23 protein-coding genes are annotated in these 19,319 nt (G+C 73.4%); 13 read left to right on the top strand and 10 right to left on the bottom strand.

Annotated features, from left to right (window positions below; genetic code table 11):
• The first annotated feature begins 32 nt into the window (after positions 1-32).
• The 4 genes from ACIRGB_RS31555 (at position 33) to ACIRGB_RS31540 (ending at position 4,318) form a co-directional block, all read left to right on the top strand.
• The gene (locus ACIRGB_RS31555; protein ID WP_403872160.1) at positions 33-992 is read left to right on the top strand and encodes a threonine/serine dehydratase; all 960 of its coding nucleotides are present in this window, start codon (positions 33-35) and stop codon (positions 990-992) included.
• A gap of 148 nt (positions 993-1,140) precedes the next feature.
• Positions 1,141-2,763, top strand: a complete 1,623-nt coding sequence (locus ACIRGB_RS31550; protein WP_403872158.1) for a serine/threonine protein kinase — start codon at positions 1,141-1,143, stop codon at positions 2,761-2,763.
• Between the two features lie 56 nt (positions 2,764-2,819).
• A complete protein-coding gene (locus ACIRGB_RS31545) occupies positions 2,820-3,797 on the top strand; it encodes an LLM class F420-dependent oxidoreductase (protein WP_403872156.1) in 978 nt (325 codons plus the stop codon).
• A gap of 92 nt (positions 3,798-3,889) precedes the next feature.
• Positions 3,890-4,318, top strand: coding sequence for an SsgA family sporulation/cell division regulator (locus tag ACIRGB_RS31540; RefSeq protein ID WP_403872154.1), 429 nt, complete (start codon positions 3,890-3,892; stop codon positions 4,316-4,318).
• Positions 4,319-4,377: 59 nt separating this feature from the next.
• Here the strand turns inward: ACIRGB_RS31540 and ACIRGB_RS31535 are convergent, their stop codons facing one another.
• On the bottom strand, positions 4,378-4,884 hold the full coding sequence (locus ACIRGB_RS31535) for a DUF6328 family protein (RefSeq protein WP_104631328.1): 507 nt from the start codon (positions 4,882-4,884) through the stop codon (positions 4,378-4,380).
• A 158-nt stretch (positions 4,885-5,042) separates the two neighbouring features.
• Here ACIRGB_RS31535 and ACIRGB_RS31530 point away from each other — a divergent pair, with 158 nt between their 5' ends.
• Positions 5,043-5,387 (top strand): hypothetical protein, encoded by a 345-nt coding sequence (locus ACIRGB_RS31530; protein WP_403872152.1) that lies wholly within the window; start codon positions 5,043-5,045, stop codon positions 5,385-5,387.
• Between the two features lie 27 nt (positions 5,388-5,414).
• Here ACIRGB_RS31530 and ACIRGB_RS31525 read toward each other — a convergent pair whose 3' ends face one another.
• From ACIRGB_RS31525 to ACIRGB_RS31505, 5 genes are all read right to left on the bottom strand, one after another.
• Positions 5,415-6,398, bottom strand: a complete 984-nt coding sequence (locus ACIRGB_RS31525; protein ID WP_403872150.1) for an aldo/keto reductase — start codon at positions 6,396-6,398, stop codon at positions 5,415-5,417.
• A gap of 12 nt (positions 6,399-6,410) precedes the next feature.
• Positions 6,411-7,676: an FAD-dependent monooxygenase gene (locus ACIRGB_RS31520; protein WP_403872149.1), complete on the bottom strand. Its 1,266-nt coding sequence runs from the start codon at positions 7,674-7,676 to the stop codon at positions 6,411-6,413.
• Positions 7,677-7,768: 92 nt separating this feature from the next.
• On the bottom strand, positions 7,769-8,470 hold the full coding sequence (locus ACIRGB_RS31515) for a ribonuclease H (protein WP_403872147.1): 702 nt from the start codon (positions 8,468-8,470) through the stop codon (positions 7,769-7,771).
• Positions 8,471-8,500: 30 nt separating this feature from the next.
• Positions 8,501-9,298: a VOC family protein gene (locus ACIRGB_RS31510; protein ID WP_403872145.1), complete on the bottom strand. Its 798-nt coding sequence runs from the start codon at positions 9,296-9,298 to the stop codon at positions 8,501-8,503.
• 117 nt (positions 9,299-9,415) lie between these two features.
• Complete coding sequence (locus tag ACIRGB_RS31505) at positions 9,416-9,898, bottom strand: VOC family protein (protein WP_403872143.1); 483 nt, start codon at positions 9,896-9,898, stop codon at positions 9,416-9,418.
• A 202-nt stretch (positions 9,899-10,100) separates the two neighbouring features.
• On the opposite strand from ACIRGB_RS31505, the gene ACIRGB_RS31500 reads away from it, so the two are divergent.
• Together ACIRGB_RS31500 and ACIRGB_RS31495 are read left to right on the top strand one after the other, a co-directional pair.
• A complete protein-coding gene (locus ACIRGB_RS31500; protein ID WP_403872142.1) occupies positions 10,101-10,754 on the top strand; it encodes an ATP-dependent Clp protease proteolytic subunit in 654 nt (217 codons plus the stop codon).
• 1 nt (position 10,755) lies between these two features.
• A complete protein-coding gene (locus tag ACIRGB_RS31495) occupies positions 10,756-11,358 on the top strand; it encodes a ClpP family protease (protein WP_403872141.1) in 603 nt (200 codons plus the stop codon).
• Positions 11,359-11,409: 51 nt separating this feature from the next.
• On the opposite strand, the gene ACIRGB_RS31490 is transcribed toward ACIRGB_RS31495, so the two are convergent.
• On the bottom strand, positions 11,410-11,838 hold the full coding sequence (locus ACIRGB_RS31490) for a helix-turn-helix domain-containing protein (protein ID WP_403872139.1): 429 nt from the start codon (positions 11,836-11,838) through the stop codon (positions 11,410-11,412).
• A gap of 258 nt (positions 11,839-12,096) precedes the next feature.
• Between ACIRGB_RS31490 and ACIRGB_RS31485 the strand changes: the two genes are divergently transcribed.
• Positions 12,097-12,984, top strand: a complete 888-nt coding sequence (locus ACIRGB_RS31485) for an RNA polymerase sigma factor SigF (RefSeq protein ID WP_403872137.1) — start codon at positions 12,097-12,099, stop codon at positions 12,982-12,984.
• Between the two features lie 30 nt (positions 12,985-13,014).
• On the opposite strand, the gene ACIRGB_RS31480 is transcribed toward ACIRGB_RS31485, so the two are convergent.
• Positions 13,015-13,470, bottom strand: coding sequence for an ATP-binding protein (locus ACIRGB_RS31480; protein WP_403872135.1), 456 nt, complete (start codon positions 13,468-13,470; stop codon positions 13,015-13,017).
• Between the two features lie 167 nt (positions 13,471-13,637).
• Here ACIRGB_RS31480 and ACIRGB_RS31475 point away from each other — a divergent pair, with 167 nt between their 5' ends.
• From ACIRGB_RS31475 to ACIRGB_RS31465, 3 genes are all read left to right on the top strand, one after another.
• Positions 13,638-14,222: a PRC-barrel domain-containing protein gene (locus ACIRGB_RS31475; RefSeq protein WP_403872133.1), complete on the top strand. Its 585-nt coding sequence runs from the start codon at positions 13,638-13,640 to the stop codon at positions 14,220-14,222.
• Positions 14,219-14,635 carry a PRC-barrel domain-containing protein gene (locus ACIRGB_RS31470; RefSeq protein ID WP_403872259.1) on the top strand — a complete coding sequence of 139 codons (417 nt, stop codon included), beginning with the start codon at positions 14,219-14,221 and terminating at the stop codon, positions 14,633-14,635. The genes ACIRGB_RS31475 and ACIRGB_RS31470 overlap by 4 nt, the downstream gene beginning before the upstream one ends.
• Positions 14,636-14,839: 204 nt before the next feature.
• Positions 14,840-16,051, top strand: coding sequence for a streptophobe family protein (locus tag ACIRGB_RS31465; protein ID WP_403872257.1), 1,212 nt, complete (start codon positions 14,840-14,842; stop codon positions 16,049-16,051).
• 28 nt (positions 16,052-16,079) lie between these two features.
• Here ACIRGB_RS31465 and ACIRGB_RS31460 read toward each other — a convergent pair whose 3' ends face one another.
• The gene (locus tag ACIRGB_RS31460) at positions 16,080-16,490 is read right to left on the bottom strand and encodes a hypothetical protein (RefSeq protein WP_076973003.1); all 411 of its coding nucleotides are present in this window, start codon (positions 16,488-16,490) and stop codon (positions 16,080-16,082) included.
• Positions 16,491-16,842: 352 nt separating this feature from the next.
• Here ACIRGB_RS31460 and ACIRGB_RS31455 point away from each other — a divergent pair, with 352 nt between their 5' ends.
• Positions 16,843-17,223, top strand: coding sequence for a nuclear transport factor 2 family protein (locus ACIRGB_RS31455; RefSeq protein ID WP_403872131.1), 381 nt, complete (start codon positions 16,843-16,845; stop codon positions 17,221-17,223).
• Between the two features lie 82 nt (positions 17,224-17,305).
• Here ACIRGB_RS31455 and mgrA read toward each other — a convergent pair whose 3' ends face one another.
• The gene (gene mgrA, locus ACIRGB_RS31450) at positions 17,306-18,298 is read right to left on the bottom strand and encodes an L-glyceraldehyde 3-phosphate reductase (RefSeq protein WP_403872129.1); all 993 of its coding nucleotides are present in this window, start codon (positions 18,296-18,298) and stop codon (positions 17,306-17,308) included.
• A 128-nt stretch (positions 18,299-18,426) separates the two neighbouring features.
• Between mgrA and ACIRGB_RS31445 the strand changes: the two genes are divergently transcribed.
• Positions 18,427-19,311, top strand: coding sequence for a LysR family transcriptional regulator (locus tag ACIRGB_RS31445; protein WP_403872127.1), 885 nt, complete (start codon positions 18,427-18,429; stop codon positions 19,309-19,311).
• Positions 19,312-19,319: the final 8 nt, after the last annotated feature.

Genomic DNA, 19,319 nt, shown 5'->3' with positions numbered 1-19,319 from the left:
GATCAGCGCCCGCGCCGGGAAGGAAGACTGCCTTGATCGGGATCACGGAGATCGAAGCCGCGGCCGAGCGGATCGCCGGACATGTCGTACGCACCCCGACCGTGCCCAGTCCGGGGCTGTCCGCGCTGCTCGGCGTCCCGGTCACCGCGAAGCTGGAACTGCTCCAGCGCACCGGCTCGTTCAAGGCGCGCGGCGCCACCGCGAAGCTGCTGTCGCTGACCGAGGCCGAGCGGGCCGCCGGTGTCGTCGCGGTCAGCGGCGGCAACCACGGCATCGCGGTGGCGGTGATGGCCGCCGCCCTCGACGTGAAGGCCACGGTGGTCATGCCGCGCACGGCACCGGCCCGTTCCGTGGAGATCGCGGAGGAGGCGGGCGCGGTGGTGCGGCTCACCGACGGCATGGACCGCGCCTTCGCGCTCGTCGCCCGGCTCCGTGAGGAGGGGCTGACCCTGGTCCACCCCTTCGACGACCCCGTGGTGATCGCCGGACAGGGCACCGTGGGACTGGAGTTCGCCGAGGACGCCCCGGACCTCACCGACGTGCTGGTGAGCATCGGCGGCGGCGGGCTGATCGCGGGCGTGGCGGCGGCACTGCGGGCGCTGCGCCCCGGGGTGCGGATCTGGGGCGTGGAGACCGAGGGCGCCGAGGCCATGTCCCGGGCGCTCGCGGCGGGCGGGCCGCTCCCGGTGCCCCTGTCCTCGATCGTCACCACGCTCAGCGCGCCGGCCGTCTCCCAGGTGACGTACGACCATGTGTCGGAGCTGGTCACCGAGGTGCTCGTGGTGCCGGACCGGGAGGCGGTGCGGGGTTCGCTGGCGCTCGCCGAGCACGCCAAGGTGTGGACCGAGCCCGCCGCCGGCTGTCTGCTCCCGGCGGCCCGGCAGGTGGTGGAGCGGGTGGGGGACGGCGCCCGGATCGGGCTCGTGGTGTGCGGGGGCAACGCCGCGGTGGCCGACATGGCGGGGTGGGCGGACCGCTTCGGACTGCGCTGACGCGGGGCCGGGACACGCCCCGGCGCGCCCCCCGCTTTTGAAGATGGGTCAGAAACGGGGCCGCCGGGCGCGTTCGCTGAACGCACCCCCGTCCCCTCGACGTACCCCTGGTCGAGCAGAGAGCCGGCGGTGCGAACGAGGGATGGCCATGGGCAGGGCACACGTCTCCACACCCGAGCCGGTCGCCGGGCGCTACCGCCTCTTCGAGGTCGTCCAGCGCGAGACGAACCGTGTCTGCTGGTCCGGGGAGGACGCCACGACGGGCCGCCCGTGCCTGGTCACGCAGATCGCGCTGCCGGAGGAAGGGGCCGGTGAGGCCGTCCGCCGGACCCCGGGCCGGGTGATCCGCACCGGCGAGACCATGGCCTCGCTGTGCCCCGGGCGCGTCGCCGTGGTGCTCGACGCGGTGGTCGCGGACGGCATGCTGTGGACGGTGACCGAATGGGTCGCCGGTGTTCCGCTCGGGGACCTGCTGGACCGGGGCGCGTTCAACTACGCCCGGGCCGCGCGCGTCGGCCTGGAGCTGCTGGCGGTGCTGGACGCGGCGCACACCCACGGCGTGACGCACGGCGAGCTGAGCCCGGGGCAGGTGTTCGTGCGCGAGGACGGCTCGGTCGTCGTCACCGGCTTCGGACTGGCCGGCGCCACCCTCGCCCCGCGGCTGACGGCACCCGCGTACGCCTCGCCCGAGCAGGCCCGTGACGAGCGGATCGGGCCCGCGGCCGACCTGTGGACGCTGGGCGCGATCCTCTACGCGATGGTCGAGGGCAGGCCGCCGTTCCGGGACCGGGGCCGCCCGGAGGCCACGCTGAAGGGAGTGGACCGGCTGCCGCTGCGCACGCCGGTGCGCGCCGGTCCGCTCGCCCGGGCCGTGCAGGGGCTGCTGCGCAAGAACTCCCGGGAGCGGCTGACCCGCCCGGTGGTGCGGGCGGCCCTCACCCGGGCGCTGACGGAGGACCCCGGCGGCACCGTGACCGAGGTGACCACCCGGCCCGGACGGCGCGGGGTGTACGCCGCCGCGCGGCAGGCGGGCCGCGACCGGTCGCGGCGGGCCGTGGCCGCCGGGACGGCCCTGGCCGTCCTGACGGTCACGGTCGCCGTCCTCGCGGTCCTCACCGTCACCGACGGGCTCCCCGGCACCGGCGACGGCGCCGCCCCGGGCGCCCGGCAGCGCCCCTCGGCGCCCGCCGCGCCGCCCACCGGCTCCCACTCCAGTTCCGGTTCCGGCTCCGGTTCCGCCCGGCCCTCCTCCCCCGTCGGCGGCTCCACACCGAGCGCCTCACCGTCGCAGCCGGGTGTCCGCGTTCCGGCCGGGTTCCGCCGCTACCAGGCGCCGGAGGGCTTCTCCGTCGCCCTTCCCGGCGGCTGGCGGCGACGGGACACCTCACGGGTGCCGGACGGCGCGTACCGGGTGGTCTTCGGCGCGTCCGGCGACCCGCGCACCCTCGCCGTCACCTACAGCAGGAGCGCGGGCGCGGACCCGGTGGCCGTCTGGCGCGACGCCGTCGAGCCGGGCCTGGCACGCTCGGACGGCTACCGGCGGATCGGCGAGATCCGCGCGACCACCTACCGCGGGCGGGCGGCGGCCGACATGGAGTGGCTGGCCCGGGACGACGGCACCCGGGTCCGCACCTTCGGTCGCGGCTTCCTGCTCGGCGGCGGGCGCAGCTTCTCGCTGCGCTGGACGACTCCGGCGGGCGACTGGGACGACACCGCGAACGAGCGGGCGCTCGCCGCCTTCCTCGCGACCTTCCGGGAGGACGCGAGCTGAGCCCTTCCGCCCGTTTCCACCTGTTTTCCCTCCGGCCGGGCGGGGACTCGGCCGCCATGGCACACATCGGATACACGATGATGACGGAGCAGGCCGGCCCGCGGGACCTCGTCGGCCATCTGGTGCGGGCCGAGGAGGTGGGCTTCGACTTCTCGGTGACCTCGGACCACTACTTCCCCTGGCTGCGCTCACAGGGCCACTCGCCCTACGCGTGGAGCGTGCTGGGCGCCGCGGCGCAGGCGACCTCCCGCATCCCGCTGATGACGTACGTGACGTGTCCGTCGTTCCGGTACCACCCGGCGGTGGTGGCGCAGAAGGCGGCGACGATGCAGTTGCTGTCCGAGGGCCGGTTCCGGCTGGGTCTCGGCTCGGGCGAGAACCTCAACGAGCACGTGGTGGGCGGCGGCTGGCCGTCCGTCGACGTACGGCACGAGATGCTCCAGGAGGCCGTGGAGATCATCCGGGGGCTGTTCGCGGGCGGCCACGTCAACCACCGCGGCACGCACTTCGACGTGGAGTCGGCCCGGCTGTGGGACCTGCCGGAGAGCGCGCCGCCCATCGGCATCGCCGTCTCCGGCGAGCGCTCCTGCAAGCTGGCGGGCGAGTCCGCCGACCTGGTGATCGCCACCGAGCCGAAGGCGGGTCTGCTGGAGTCCTTCGACCGGCACGGCGGTACCGGCAAGCCGCGGGTGGGCCAACTGCCCGTCTCCTACGATCCCGACCGGGACACGGCGATCAAGCGGGCCCACGCGCAGTTCCGGTGGTTCGGCAGCGGCTGGAAGGTCAACTCCGAACTGCCGCACCCGGACTCCTTCGAGGCGGCCACCCAGTTCGTGACGCCCGACGACGTCGCCGCGTCCATCCCCTGCGGCGACGACCCGGACGCCTTCGTGGCGGCCGTACGCCCGTACGTCGAGGCCGGGTTCACCGAGATCGCCCTCGTGCAGATCGGCGGCGAGTCGCAACCCGCCTTCCTGGACTGGTCGGAGAAGACCCTGCTGCCCGCGCTGCGCGAGGAGTTCGGCCGCGACTGAAACCCGGGGACGGGTGAATCACCCAGATGTCCGAGCATCTTGCCGCTGTGCGGGGTACTAGGGGGTCTACGTCCGTCCTCCTGGAGGCCCCCGTGAACACCGCCGTGCACAAGACCCTGGTCGTGCAGCTCCAGGCGGGCGACTCCGCCGACCGGTTCCCCGTGCTCGCCCACTTCGGGTACGACGCGGCGGACCCGTTCGCCCTCACCGTGGTCTTCAGCCACGACGGCCGGGTGCTCGCCCGCTGGGCGCTGGACCGGGAGATGGTCGCCGAGGGGCTGGCCCGTCCGGTGGGCGTGGGCGACGTGCGGCTGCGGCCGGAGTCCCGGGGCATGTGGGACGAGCTGCGCATCGAACTCCTGGGCGACGGCCGGGCCGATGGGGACCGCCACCGTGCCGTGGTGTTCGCGTGGGCCGCGGCGGTCGACGCCTTCCTGCGCGACACGCACACGGTGGTCCGGCCTGGGCGGGAGCGCGTACGCGTCGACGACTTCCTCGCGGAGCTGACGGCGGAGGGGTGACGGCGCGGGGCTGACGGTTCCGGGTGACAGCCGCGGGACCGCGCACACCGCGCGGGTGCTCAGCGGGTGTGGCGGTGCCGGGTCCACAGCGGGATGCCGAACCAGCACAGCAGGTACCAGAGCACCACCCCGGTGACCAGGTAGGGCACGAAACCGTCGTGGGTCGCGACGCGCAGGATCAGCAGCAGCGAGCAGGCCGTCGTGGCGAGCAGCAGCACCAGGCCGAGCACGGTCAGCCGGGACGCCCACCGCACGGCCTGGGGCTTCACCCGCCGTCCGGAGACGAGGCGGTGCAGGGACACCGGGCCGATCAGGGCACCGGTCGTGACGGCTCCGAGGACCACCGTGATCAGGTAGATCATCTGATCGGTGTCCGAGAGGCTCTCGTACTTCGGCTGGAAGACGACCGTCAGCAGGAATCCGAACAGGATCTGCACGCCCATCTGCGCGACGCGGACCTCCTGGATCAGCTCCGTCCACATCCGGTCCGCCCGCTCCTCCTCGGTCTCGTTGCGGCCCCTGCGGCGGACCTGTCCCTCAGCCGGTTCCGAGTCCGAGTGCGTCACGTCTTCCTCCCGTGGGCCATCGCCTCTGCGTCCCTTTCCCTGTTCCCGGGATCCCTGTACTCAGGCGCGGGGCCGCGCGGGCGACGCCCGGTTTGGGCGATCGGGAGACGGTTACACGGGCCGGGACCGAGCAAGGCGCGGCAAAGGAAGTGCGAAGGATGTCCGACACTCAGCTCACCGTGACGTTCGACGGCGGCGGCATCGACGACGCGCGGGCGATCGTCCGCGCACTGGAGGGCGTCTTCGGGGCCCCCGGCGATCTGCCCGCGGACGAGGGGGCGACGGTGCGCACCGCGACCTTCGACTCCCCGGGCGCCCCGCGGGCGGCCTCCGCTCCGGCAGCGGGCGGGACGCTGTCGGCGCCGGTGACGGTCACCGTGCAGGGCACGCCGCAGGCCGTGGAGGCGGCGAGCGAGACGCTGTCCCGCGCCTTCAGCGCGCGGAACGACGGAGCGGCCTCCGGCGACCAGGAGCGGGAACGGCAGTTGCTCCTGGAGCCGTGAGGCCGGGACCCGTGGCCCGTCGGCTGCCTACCAGCGGCCCTCGACCTGGTCCTTGATGCGGCGGTCGTAGAGGTCGCGGATCGCGGCGAGGGTGGCGTCGGACAGCTCCGGCAGCCGGGCGGCGTCCGTGTTGGCGCGGGCCTGCTCGGGCGAACGGGCGCCCGGGATCACACTCGTCACGCCGGGCTGCTGGACGATCCAGCGCAGCGCCAGCTGGGCCGGGGTGTACCCCTCGGGGGCGAGCGCGGCGAACTCGGCGGCGGCCTCCACCCCGGTGGCGTAGTCGACGCCGGAGAAGGTCTCGCCCTGGTCGAAGGCCTCGCCGTGCCGGTTGAAGTTGCGGTGGTCGTTCGCCGCGAAGACGGTGTCCTTGGTGTACTTGCCGGTCAGCAGGCCGGACGCGAGCGGCACCCGGGCGATGATGCCGACGCCCGCCTCCCGGGCCGCGGGCAGGACGTCGCGCAGGGGCTTCATGCGGAACGGGTTGAGGATGATCTGGACGCTGGCCACGTTCGGCCGGGCGATCGCGGTGAGCGCCTCCTCGCAGGTCTCCACGCTGACGCCGTACGCGGCGACGCGCTCCTCCTCGACCAGGGTGTCCAGGGCGTCGAACACCTCGTCGCTGGAGTAGACCGGCGTCGGCGGGCAGTGCAGCTGCACCAGGTCGATGCGGTCGACGCCGAGGTTGCGGCGGGAGCGGTCGTTCCACTCCCGGAAGTTGTCCAGGACGTAGTTCTGCGGGAGCTGGTCGACCCGGCGGCCCATCTTGGTGGCGACCAGCACATGCAGGTCGGGCCTGCTCGCGAGGAAGGTCGCGATGGTCTGCTCGCTGCGGCCGTCGCCGTAGACGTCCGCCGTGTCGAAGAAGGTCACCCCCGACTCGGCCGCCGCCTCCAGTACCGCGAGGGCTTCCTTGTCGTCGACGTCTCCCCAGTCGGCGCCCAGTTGCCAGGTGCCGAGGCCGACGACCGACGCGTGCTGATCCGACCTGCCGAAAGTGCGCTCGTCCATGGCGTCAGTGTGTCATCCGCGGTGCGCGGGCACCGCGTCGGGACGCCGGGGGCGGCCCGGCCCCTCTCCGGTGGCGAGCCTGCGCGCCTGCGCCGTGCGCGCGATCGCGGGCCCCAGCCGGCGCTTGATCCGGCGCAGCGTCTCCAGCCGGCCGGCCGCCCGGTCGATCCGGTAGTACAGGCGGGGCGGCAGGTACGGCAGCAGCGGCGAGTGGCGCTGGCCGAGCAGGGCGAACATCTCCTCGGACGGCAGGTGGATGTAGCGGGGCAGGTTCTCGTACCACTGGGCGCTGAGCCGGGCCGCGCTCTGCACCGGCAGCAGGGCCGCCCTGCGCGCGCGTTCGTAGTGGGCGAGGGCGTCTGGGAGCGTGTCCCGCTCGTGCAGCGCCGCCGACAGCGCCATGGCATCCTCCAGGGCGAGCGTGGTGCCCGCGCCGATGGAGTAGTGCGTGGTGTGGGCGGCGTCGCCGATCAGGACGAGGTTGTCCCGGGACCAGGTGCGGTTGGTGACGGTGCGGAAGGCGCGCCACGGGGCGCCGCCCCGGCCGGAGGACCGCGCGGTGAGCGGGTGTCCGTCCAGCACGTCGGCGAAGAGCTTCTCCAGCAGGACCAGTCCCTCGGCCTCGTCGGCGCGGTCCAGGCCGAGTCCGGTCCAGGTCTCGGGCGCGCACTCGACGACGCAGGTGCTGCCCTCGGGGCCGAAGCCGTAGCCGTACGCCCAGATCCAGCCGTGGCCGGTCTCGGCGAAGGCGAAGGTGAAGGCGTCGAAGACCTTGGTGGTGCCGAGCCACACGTAGGAGTTGCGGCCGCCGGTGATCTCGGTGCCGAAGTGTTCGGCGTACCGGTTGCGCAGGGCACTGCCCGCGCCGTCGGCCGCCACCACCAGGTCGGCGGCGGGCGGATGGGCGCCGGTGACCGGGTGCTCGTACTCCAGGCGTACGCCCAGTTCGCGGGCACGGGCGGCGAGGATCGCGAGGAGCCGGTGGCGGCCGATGCCGAAGCCCTCGTCGCCGTGGTGCCGGGTGGCCCGGTCGCCCACCCGGGCGACGCCGTCCCGCCAGCGCACGGAGTGCTCCTCGACGGCGCGCGCGGACTCGGGGTCGTGCTCCTGGAGCCGGTCGAGCAGTCCGCGCCAGTAGGTGACGCCCCAGCCGTAGGTCGAGCCCTCCGGGTCGCGCTCGTGGACGGTGACGTCGTGGGACGGGTCCCGCCGCTTCAGCAGGATCGACAGATACAGTCCGGCGGGCCCACCGCCGACGCAGGCGACCTTCACACACACCCCTGGTATGCACTCATAACGGTCATTCGGGACCGCAGAGTAACAAGGGAGGGGCCGCGGGCCGGTGCCGCGCGGCCGTGGGCGGGCGCGGTTTATCCGGCGGCCACCGTGCGGCACTCCGGGTGGCCCCAGCCCTGATCGTTCTTGGCGATGGGCTCGCCGGCCGCGTACGAGCGGCCGCACAGGCAGCGCCCGGCGAACTTGGCCTTGATGGTGCGCGCCGAGGAGCCGCCGCCCTTGCGGGCCGCGCCCGATGCCCGGCGCGGCGCCTTGCGGGCGGCCGGAACGTCCGGTGCGGGCGGCGGCTCCGGCGAACCGAGACCGCTGCCCGCGGCTTCCTGGACCACGGCCGCCTGACTGGCAGCGCGGTCGGCGAAGTCGTTGAGCCGGTCGCCGTCGACCTGGTGGGCGGGTACGTAACGGAACTCGACCGATCGGCCCTCCAGCAGCTCGTCGATGCGCACGACCAGCTCCTGGTTGGCGACCGGCTTGCCGGCGGCGGTCTTCCAGCCGTTGCGCTTCCAGCCGGGCAGCCAGGTGGTGACGGCCTTCATCGCGTACTGCGAGTCCATGCGGACCTCGAGCGGTACGGCGGGGTCGGTCGACGCCAGCAGGCGCTCGAGGGCCGTGAGTTCGGCGACGTTGTTGGTGGACCTGCCGAGCGGGCCGGCCTCCCAGCGGACCGGGGTCTCCGACGCGTCGGCCAGCACCCAGGCCCAGCCGGCCGGACCCGGGTTTCCCTTCGAAGCCCCGTCGCACGCGGCCACTGCACGTTCACGCATGCGTCCGATCATGCCATGGCCCGGCGGGGTGTCCGGACCGGGTCAGGAGGCGTCCGTGACCTTGGGCATCTCTCCCTCGGTGGTCGTGATGTCGATCACCGAGAAGCTCGCGCCCTGCGGGTCGCTCAGCGCCGCGAACCGGCCGAACGGGGTCGTCACCGGACCGAACCGCAGGCTGCCGCCGAGCTCGGTGGCGCGGGCCACGGCGTCGTCGCAGTCGCCGACGGTGAAGTAGACGTTGATGTAGGGCGGGACCTCGGGCGGGAAGTCCTCCGTCATGGCCATGCGGCCCAGGACGGTGCGGTCGCCGAGGTCGAAGATGCGGAAGTCCACCTGGTCGTCCTCCATCTGCTTGGCCCGGTAGGAGAAGACCGCGGGGAAGAAGGCGTCCGACTTCGCGGGCTCGCGGGTGAAGACCTCGGCCCAGCAGTAGGCGCCGGGCACGGCCGTCGCCTCGAAGCCCTCGTGGGCGTCGCCCTGCCAGACGCCGAACACGACCCCGCTCGGGTCCCGGGCCAGGCACATGGTGCCGAAATCGCCGACCCGCATCGGCTCCAGGAGCAGTTCCCCGCCGGCCTCGCGGATCCGGGCGGCGGTCGCCGCCGCGTCCGGGGAGGCGAAGTAGAGGCACCACTGGGACTGGTCCTCGTGCCCGGGCGGGGGCGGGACCACGGCGGCCACCGCCTTGCCGTCCGCGTAGCACTGGGTGTAGTTGCCGAACTCCGACGACGACTCGCCGAAGGTCCAGCCGAGGACGCCGCCGTAGAAGCTCTTGGCTCCCTCGACGTCGGTGAACATCGCGTCGGCCCAGCAAGGGGCCCCTTCGGGTTGCACGGCCATGGCTGCCGCCTCCTGTGCGGAGAAGTGATGCGAACGGTGGGGGTGGACGGGATGACCGGATACGGTCCGGTTTCTCACGCTAGCCATCCCGTCCGCGCCCCGCGCGCCGACGGCGCGTCACTGCCCGGCGTACGCCCGCTCCAGCGCGGCGATGTCGAGCTTGCGCATCGACATCATGGCCTGGTTGGCGCGCGCCACCTTGGCGGGATCGGGGTCCTGGAACATCTCCTCGAGCCGGCGCGGGACGACCTGCCAGGAGACGCCGAACCGGTCCTTGAGCCAGCCGCAGGGGCCGTCCTCGCCGCCGCCCTCGGTGAGCCTGGACCAGTAGTGGTCGACCTCCTCCTGGTCGTCGCAGGTGATCTGGAAGGAGATCGCCTCGTTGAACGTGAACTGCGGGCCGCCGTTGAGGCCCACGAACTTCTGGCCGTTGGCGGTGAACTCCACGGTGAGCACCGAGCCGGCGGGCTGGGGTGCTCCCTCGGGGTAGCGGGTGACGGCGCCGATGCCGGAGTTCTTGAAGACGGAGACGTAGAAGTGGGCGGCGTCCTCGGCGTCGCCGTCGAACCACAGGCAGGTGGTGAATCCGTCGGTGCTCATGAGTACCTCCAGGGAGCGGAACACGGTCACCTCTGTCGACCGGCGCGGAGCGCGGAAGTCATCGCTCTGCCGGTGGCGAATCTGCCGCGGGCAGAGAAGGCGCCTGCGGGAGCCGTGGCGGGCCGAGAGTGGAGGAACCGCGGCGCCATCGGCCGCGGCCCGTCCACTTCTCCCGCTGACCACGACTCGACAAGGAGCGCCGATGTCTCCACTCATCGCCGGATCGGCCCCGGCCCGACCGCCCAGGGCCGAGGAGGGCGACACCCCCGCGACCCGGTTCGACGACCGGCTCGCCGAGCAGTTGCTCGACCAGCGGATCGTGCTGCTGGGCACCCAGGTCGACGAGGTCTCCGCGAACCGGGTCTGCGCCCAGCTGCTGATCCTGTCCGCGCAGGACCCGCGCAGCGACATCAGCCTGTACATCAACAGCCCCGGCGGCTCGGTGCACGCGGGGCTCGCCATCTACGACACGATGCGGCTGATCCCCAACGACGTCTCGACGCTCGCCATGGGGTTCGCCGCCAGCATGGGGCAGTTCCTGCTGAGCGTCGGCACGGCGGGCAAGCGCTACGCGCTGCCGAACGCGCGGATCATGATGCACCAGCCGTCGGCGGGCATCGGCGGCACCACCGCGGACATCGAGATCCAGGCGGACAACCTGGAGTTCACCAAGCGGACCATCGAGCGGCTCACCGCCGAGCACACCGGTCAGAGCCCGGAGACCATCTCGCGGGACGGCGACCGCGACCGCTGGTTCACGGCCGAGCAGGCCAGGGAGTACGGAATGGTGGACCGGGTGGTGCAGTCCCTCGCGGACGTGCGCCCGGCCGCCGCCAGGCGACGGATGGGGCTGTGACATGGGGAGCTACACGATTCCGAACGTCGTCGAGCGGACCCCGCAGGGCGAGCGGTCCTACGACGTGTTCAGCCGGCTGCTGTCGGAGCGGATCATCTTCCTGGGGACCGAGATCGACGACGGCGTGGCCAACGTCGTGATCGCTCAGCTGCTGCACCTGGAGTCGTCGGCACCGGAGAGCGAGATCGCCGTCTACATCAACTCCCCCGGCGGCTCGTTCACGTCGCTGATGGCGATCTACGACACGATGACCTTCGTGCAGGCGCCGATCTCGACGTTCTGTGTCGGGCAGGCGGCGTCCACGGCGGCGGTGCTGCTGGCGGGCGGGGACCCCGGGCGGCGGTTCGTGCTCGAACACGCGCGGGTCCTGCTGGGGCAGCCGACCAGCGGCGGCCGGCAGGGGACGGTCTCCGACCTGGCGTTGCAGGCCAAGGAGATGGTGCGGATCCGCTCCCAGGTGGAGGAGGTGCTGGCCCGCCACACCCACCACGACGTGGCGACCCTGCGCGCGGACATGGACCGCGACAAGGTGTTCACCGCCCAGGAGGCGGTGGCGTACGGGCTGGCCGACGAGGTGCTCGCGCAGCGCCGGTCGCGGGTGTGAGCGGCCGGGCCGGCGTCCCGCCCGGTGCGGGACGCCGGCCCGTGCGCGGCCTCAGGCGGCCAGGCACATCCCGTCGAACCGCGCGCCCGACGTGCCCCGGCCCGCTGCCGCGCCGGTGTGCCGGGAGGTGAGGCGGACCAGCTCGCCCTGCGCGCGGGCCAGCAGGTCGCCCAGGCCCAGTCCGAGGGCGCCCGCGGCGGCGGCCAGCACCTCCGAGGACGCCTCCTTGCGGCCGCGCTCCACCTCCGACAGGTAGGGCATGGAGATCCGGGCGGCCTCCGCGACCTCCTTCAGCGTGCGCTCCTGCTCCAGGCGTTCGCGCCGCAGGACGTCGCCGACCAGATCGCGCCACAGGGGCTCTCGCACGGCGGGCGGCCTTCGCTCCGGGGGAACCGGCGGGGCGGCGGGACGCGCTTCGGGACGCTGGGCCCGTGGGCGCAGCGCGATGACGCGGGCTTCGTTCGACACGTGGCTGGTCACCTCCTCAGCCTAGGGTCCCGGCCGTGTCAGGGAAGGGGGCGGCGTTCCGCCCTCAGGGAAATCACGGCGCGTTCGCGGGGTGCCGGGCACGGCCCGCCGCACTACGCTGAAGGGGGAACACACCACCCCGCGAAGACGCCGCGGCACACGGATCGCGCCACCTGTGGAAACGGGTGGCATGTGTCGTCGCGGCCCGGGTACCCGCAATGCGGGAAAACCCTAGGGAGACGTCGAACCGTGACTTTCGTGGGAGAGGCAATGGAGACCGTCGTGGTCCGGCCGCAGGCGCAGCTTGTCGAGGAGCCCGCCGGGAGCGGGACGGGTGAGGGATCACCACGCGGTGTCGTGGACCCCCGCGCCGTCGCCCCGCGCGACGCGCGGCAGTTGTCCCGCCAGTTCTTCCGGCGCCTTACGGAACTCGAAGAGGGCACGCACGAGTACCAGTACGCGCGCAACACCCTGATCGAGATGAACATGTCGCTCGTGCGGTTCGCCGCGGGCCGCTTCCGCGGTCGCGGGGACGACATGGAGGACATCGTCCAGACCGGCATGATCGGCCTGATCAAGGCCATCGACCGCTTCGAGCTGTCCCGCGAGGTCGAGTTCACGTCGTTCGCGCTGCCGTACATCGTCGGCGAGATCAAGCGCTTCTTCCGGGACACCACCTGGGCGGTGCACGTGCCGCGGCGGCTCCAGGAGCTGCGCGTGGAGCTGGCCAAGGCCCGTGAGGAACTCTCCTCCCGCCTGGACCGCGAGCCGAGCGTCGCCGAACTCGCCACGCTGATGAACCTCAGCGAGAGCGAGGTGATCGAGGGCCAGATCGCGGCCAACGGCTACAACTCCTCCTCGCTGGACGCCGCCCTGACCGGCGAGGGCGCCGAGAGCGGCGAGTCGGTCCTGGCCGACTTCATCGGGGTGGAGGAGGACGGGCTGCGGCTCGTCGAGGACTTCCACTCGCTGGCCCCGCTGATGGCCGAGCTGAGCGAGCGGGACCGGCAGATCATCCACCTGCGGTTCGTGGAGGAGGCCACCCAGGCGGAGATCGGCGAACGGCTCGGCTGCTCGCAGATGCACGTGTCCCGGCTGATCAAGCGGATCATCACCCGGCTGCGCGAGGGCATGCTGGGCGAACTCGGCTGCGCCTGATCCCCCGGTCCGCGACGACGACGGTGCCCTTCACCCCTCGGTGAGGGGCACCACGGCGCGTACGCGCTTGCCGACCGGAACACGTTCGACGACGACCGTCTCGACCAGGGCGTGCACGATCTCCAGACCGTGCCGGCCCACCCGCTCGGGGTCCCGGGGGAAGCGCTCCGGCACGGCGCCGCTGCTGTCGTACACGGTGACGACCACCGAGCTGCCGGTGCCCTCCAGCTCCAGGATGTACGGCCCCCTGCTGTGCCGGTCGGCGTTGGTGACCAGCTCGCTGACCACCAGGAGCACCGCTCCGTCGGCGCGGGGGCCGATCGGGGCGCACCACTCGGTCCTCAGCTGGTCCAGGAAGAGCGAGGCGAAGGAACGCGCCCGCGCTATGCATCCCGGCTCACCGGAGTAGTGCGCCGCCCGCCTCAGCGGTTCGACGGGTACGTCGAAACCAGTCGGTATCACTGCCCCGTCCAGATACTCGGTCATGCGTGTCTCTCTCGGAAGCCGGACTGGCCGGACTCTGCTGCACCCGTCCTCGTACCCCGAGCCGCGCATCGCAGTCCCCCTCACTTCGCAGTGCGGGCATCGTCACACTCGTGCGGGGAACTCGTCGGTGCGGGAAGGGTGCGCGGGCGGGTGGGGAAGGGTGTGCGATGAACGAACTGATGGCCGCACGAAGCCTCACCACCCGGCCGGTGGTCACGCTCGGCGGCGATGCCGTCGCCCAGGTCAAGGACACCGTATGCGACGCCGCCGCGGCGCGGATCACCGGTTTCACCCTGACCGGACGGGGCCTGCTGTCCGGCCTGATGAAGGAGGGCCTGCCGTGGTCGGCGGTGTACGCGCTGGGCCACGACGCGGTGATGATCCGGGACCGGCGGGGTCTGGTCGCCGCGGCGGCGATGACGGAGCACCGGACGAACCTGCGGTCCCGTCTGCTGGGGGCGAAAGTGCTGACCGAGGCGGGAGCGGAGATCGGCACGGTGCTGGACGTCGTGGTGGAGGGCGGCACCGGTGGGCGGGTCGTCGGCTTCCGGGTGGCGGCGAACCGGCGGTTCGTGCCCGGACCCGCCCGGCACCGGCGCCGGGTGTACGTGCCGCGCGGCGAGGCGCTCACGGTCACCGGCCGGGCACTGGTGCTGCCCGAGGACGCCGTCCGGCACGTCGCGGACGACCTGCCCGGCTTCACCGCTCTGGTCGGCGGTGTGCCGGGCCCGTGGCGGGGATCGCCGCCGTGATGCTGTTCACCGAGGTGCGCGGCCTGCCGGTGGTGGCGCCGGACGGGGCCGGACCGCTGGGCACCGTGACCTCCCTGACCGTCGACGCCGTCACCGGGTCCGTCAGCCATGTCCGCTGGCGCGGCGGCCGGTTCGGCCCCGAGGCGGCGCTGCCCTGGGACGCGGTGTGCGCGCTCGGACCGGGCGCCCTCCGGGTACGGTCCGCGGCCGCCCCCGAGTCGGCGCCGCCCCACCACGACCTGCTGGGCCGCCGGATCCTCACCGACACGGGCACCGGGCGGGGCACGGTGCTGGACGTCGCGTTCGACCCCCGCACCGCCCGTCTCCTCGCGCTCTTCACCACCCGCGGCGAAGTGCCGGCCGACCGGCTGCTGGGCGTCGGCGACTACGCCCTGGTCGTGCGGGCGGGCTGAACGCCGGCCGGTGCGGGGCGGGCCCGGCCCGGCTTCCGACGCGGACGGCCCTGTCGGCGGGCGGGCCCGGCGAGGGCTGCTTAGCGTGGCACCGTGAGTCCGCAGACCCCCGCAGTACCGCCCGTACCTCCCCGGCCGCCCGCACCCCCCGGGCCTCCCGGAAGCTCCGGTCGGGCGGCCGCCCGGCACGGCTGGGCGCAGGCGCTGGGCACGGTGCTGGCCGGGCTGGTCGCCATGGGGGGCGTGGCGGCGCTCGGGCTGTGGGCGGCCGGTGCCGCGGACCTGCCCGACAACGCCTTCCCCCGGGTCGTGGTGGCGACCGTCGTCACCGCCGTGGGCGGCGCGCTGGAGATGTCGGGCGACGCGGGCGAACTGGCGGCCACCGACGCGGGGCTGACCGTGATGCCGCTGTCCGTCACCCTGACCGGCGCGCTGGTGATCGCCCGGGGCTTCCTGCGGCCGCTGCGCCACCGGGCCGTGACCGGCGCCGCGGAACTGGCCGGCTGGGCCGGGCGGATCGCCGTCCTGTGGCTGCTCGCCCTCCTCGGGACGGCGTTCGCCGCGCGGCAGACCTTCGAGGTCTCGCTCGGCGAGGGCCTGCTGAACGACCTCGGCGACCTGTTCGGCGTCAGCCCCACGGTCGGTTTCACCACGGACGTGCCGCTGACCGTCCTGTTCGGTCTGCTGTGGCTGGCGGGGGTGTTCGTCCTCGCCCTGCTGGCCTCGCGCCGGACGCCGCTGCCCGGGCGGCTGCCGCGGCTGCGGACGTCGGTGCGGCCGGCCGCGTACGCGATGGTCGCGCTGCTGCTCGCGTACGTGGTCGTCGGCGTCGTCGTCGCCCTGGTCGTCGCCGGGACGCGGGGGCATCCGGCGGACACCTTCGCCGTGCTGCTGCTCGGACTGCCGAATCTGGCCTGGCCCGCGCTCACGATCGGCCTCGGGGCGACCTGGAACGGACGCGTGGAGGGTCCGTTCGGGCTCCCGATGCCGCGGGTGCTCGACGAGGTGCTGCGCACGCCGGACGTCTCGACCGTGAACGTGGGCACGCTCGCCGAGCGCGACGGGCGCATGTGGTGGCTCCTGGTCGCCGCGGCCGTGCTGGTCCTGGCGGCCGGATTCCTCACGGCGTCCCGCTCCCCGGCCGGGCTGCCGGCCTGGCTGCACGCCGTGCGCATGGCCGTCGCCCTGGCCCTCACGGTCCTCATGATCGGCCTGATCGGCCGGATCTCCGCCCACTACGGGCTGTCGGTGCTCGGCATCGGCGACCTGGGCGGCGGGCTCTCCGGGCAGGTGTTCCTGCGGCCGCGGCTGTGGGGTGCGGTGGGTCTCGCGCTGCCGTGGGGCCTGGTCGCCGGATTCCTGGGCGCCCTGCTCGCGCGGTGGGCGGGCGGGCGGCCCGGCCGGGTGCGGTCCTGAAGCGGGCGGGTGCGGCGCGCCGGGAGGCTCAGGCGACGGGGACGACCAGGAGCGGCGCGGCCCGCTGCATGCGCAGCGCGTCCACGGACTCGGCCATCAGCTCGTACTCGGTGGTCTCGTCACTGGTCGCGACGCGCACCAGGTGCCCCGCGGCCAACTCGTCGGCGACCAGCTCCTGCTGTACGTCGTCGGCGCACCAGGCGCGCAGCATGCGCGGCACGTCGGGCGCGTCGTCGGCGACGGGAGTCAGGGCGCCGCGCGGTAAGTGGGGGGTGTCGGGCTGCGGATCCAGCCGCTCGGCGATCCATGACGCCCGGTCCCGCAGCCACCACAGGGCCAGGGCGAGGGTGGGGGCCCGGTAGGTGCCCAGGGGTACACCGATGCGTCGGCCGTCGCAGACACCGTAGGCGGTGACATGGCACAGGAACTCGTCGTGCACTGCTGCCCTCCCCGTCACGCCCGCCTGCCGGTCGGGCGGCGCGTCCGTGCGGCTCGTGTGCTGTGCGTGAGGGCGCTGTCGCATGGTGTGAGAGGCCCTAGTGGTGAGTATGTTCACTCCTTAACCACTGTCACCATGAATTTCCGGCCAGTCTCCTGGCATATTCGCGGCGACGGTTGGCCGAAATCCGCACCGCCGCGGCACCACCGCCGCGCCACCGCCGCACCGCACGCCATGACCTCGCGGGTAATCGACGGTGCCGACGGCCGCGGGCATGGTTGGTCCTACCGGGTCACCGAGACCGGGATCCGGTCCCTGACCAGCGCACGCACCTCATTGGAGGCTGATCACCATGTCCGCACCCACCCGTCGTTACGAGGACGCCGCCGCCCGCTACTTCGAGGCCTGGAACGCGGGCCCGGACGCCGTGGCCAAGGCGGTCGCCGCGGCCTGGACGGAGGACGGCCGCTACACCGACCCGGTGGCCGACGTGCGCGGCCACGAGCAGATCGCGGCCGTGATGACGGCGGCGCACGAGCAGTTCCCCGGCTTCTCCTTCCGGCTGTCGGGTGCGGTCGACGGGCACCACGACACGGCGCGCTTCTCCTGGGAGCTGGTGAGCGACGCCGACGGCTCGGCGCCGGTGGCCGGGTTCGACGTCATCACCCTGGACGACGAGGACCGCATCCGGTCGGTGTTCGGCTTCCTGGACCGGGTGCCCGCGGAGGCGTGAGGAGACCGGGAACGCGCCGGGGGGGGGGGGGGGGGGGGGGGCCCCCCCCCCGCCCCCGGCCCCGGCGCGTTCGAGCGGCGTCCTAGCCCTGGACGACCTTGTCGATGCGGGCCAGCTCGTCGGCGTCGAAGTCCAGGTTGCCGATGGCCGCGACGCTGTCCTCCAGCTGCCGGGGGCTGCTCGCGCCCACCAGGGCGGAGGTCACCCTGCCCTGCCGCAGCACCCAGGCCAGGGCCAGCTGGGCCAGCGACTGGCCACGGGAGGCGGCGATGTCGTTCAGGGCGCGCAGCCTGCCGACCAGCTCCTCGGTGACGGCGTCGGAGTTCAGGAAGGGGCTGTCGCTCGCGGCCCGCGAGTCCTCGGGGATGCCGTCGAGGTAGCGGCCGGTCAGCAGGCCCTGCTCCAGCGGGGAGTAGGCGATGGAGCCCACCTCCAGCTCGTCGAGGGCGTCCAGCAGTCCGCTGGTCTCGGGGCGGCGGTCGAGCATGGAGTAGCGCGGCTGGTGGATCAGCAGCGGGGTGCCCAGCTCGGCGAGGATGCGGGCGGCCTCGCGGGTCTGCTCCGGCGAGTAGTTGGAGACGCCGACGTACAGCGCCTTGCCCTGCTGCACCGCCGTGTGCAACGCCCCCATCGTCTCCTCCAGCGGAGTCTCGGGGTCGGGGCGGTGCGAGTAGAAGATGTCGACGTAGTCCAGGCCCATCCGGGACAGGCTCTGGTCCAGGGACGACAGCACGTACTTGCGCGAGCCCCACTCGCCGTACGGGCCCGGCCACATCAGATAGCCGGCCTTGGTGGAGACGACCAGCTCGTCGCGGTACGGCCGGAAGTCGGCCTTGAGGGCCTCGCCGAGCGCGGACTCGGCCGAGCCGGGCGGCGGGCCGTAGTTGTTGGCGAGGTCGAAGTGGGTGACGCCGAGGTCGAAGGCGCGGCGCAGGATGGCGCGCTGGGTCTCGACGGGGCGGTCCGGGCCGAAGTTGTGCCACAGGCCGAGCGAGAGCGCGGGGAGCTTCAGGCCGCTGCGTCCGGTGCGCCGGTAGGGCATCTCCGCGTAGCGGTCGGGGTGTGCGGTGTACAACGCGACTCCAGAGGGGTTGGCCCCCGAGGTTCGGGGCTTGGGTGGAACCGTCCTCCACTCTGGCGTGACCTGCGGGCAGTGGTCCAACAGAAGAATCCGATGGGATTGCGCGGTTACGCTTCTCAATCATGGAACTGCGTCATCTCCAGCACTTCGTGGCGGTCGCCGAGGACCAGCACTTCACCCGCGCGGCGGAGCGGCTGCTGGTGTCCCAGTCCGGCCTGTCGGCGTCGATCCGGGCACTGGAGCGGGAGCTGCGGGCGCCGCTGTTCGTGCGGACGACCCGCCGGGTGACGCTGACGGAGGCGGGGCGGGCGCTGCTGGACGAGGCGCAGCGCATCCTGGCCCAGGTGCGCTCGGCGCACGAGGCGGTCGCCGCGGTGCAGGGGGTGCTGCGCGGAACGCTGTCGCTGGGCGCCGAGCAGTGCATCGCCGGGGTGCCGGTGGCCGGGCTGCTGGCGGCGTTCCGGCGGCGCCACCCGGACGTGGAGATCCGGCTGCGGCAGGCGGGCTCCGGAGAGCTGGCGGAGGAGGTCGCGGCGGGGCGCCTTGACCTGGCCTTCGCCTACCGCACCCAGGCGGACACGGACCAGCTGCGCTCGGTGGCGCTGGCCGGTGAGCCGATGACGGTGCTGTGCCACCCGGACCACCGGCTCGCGGCGGACGGCGCCGTGCTCACCCCGCACGACCTGGCCGACGAGGTCTTCGTCGACTTCCACCCGGACTGGGGTCCGCGCCGCGTGACCGACGCCGTGTTCGCCGCGGCGGGCGTCCGGCGGACCGTGCCGCTGGAGGTCAACGACGTGCACGGACTGCTGGACCTGATCGACGAGAACCTGGGCATCGCGGTCGTGCCGCGGCACTTCCGGCACAAGCGGGCCGCCCTCACCTCGCTGCCGCTCAAGGACACGGCCGGGACCGAGTACGAGACCATCGCGCTGCTCCCGCCCGCGCAGGCCACCAGTCCGGCGGCGCGGGCGCTGATGGGGCTGCTGGAGACGGGAAGCGCGTGAACGGCGGG

The organism is Streptomyces sp. NPDC102490 (genome assembly GCF_044765285.1).
In the GTDB taxonomy this organism is placed as follows: domain Bacteria; phylum Actinomycetota; class Actinomycetes; order Streptomycetales; family Streptomycetaceae; genus Streptomyces.
Note: the sequence above shows the minus strand (reverse complement) of the source record. Positions and strands in the feature narration are given on the sequence as shown.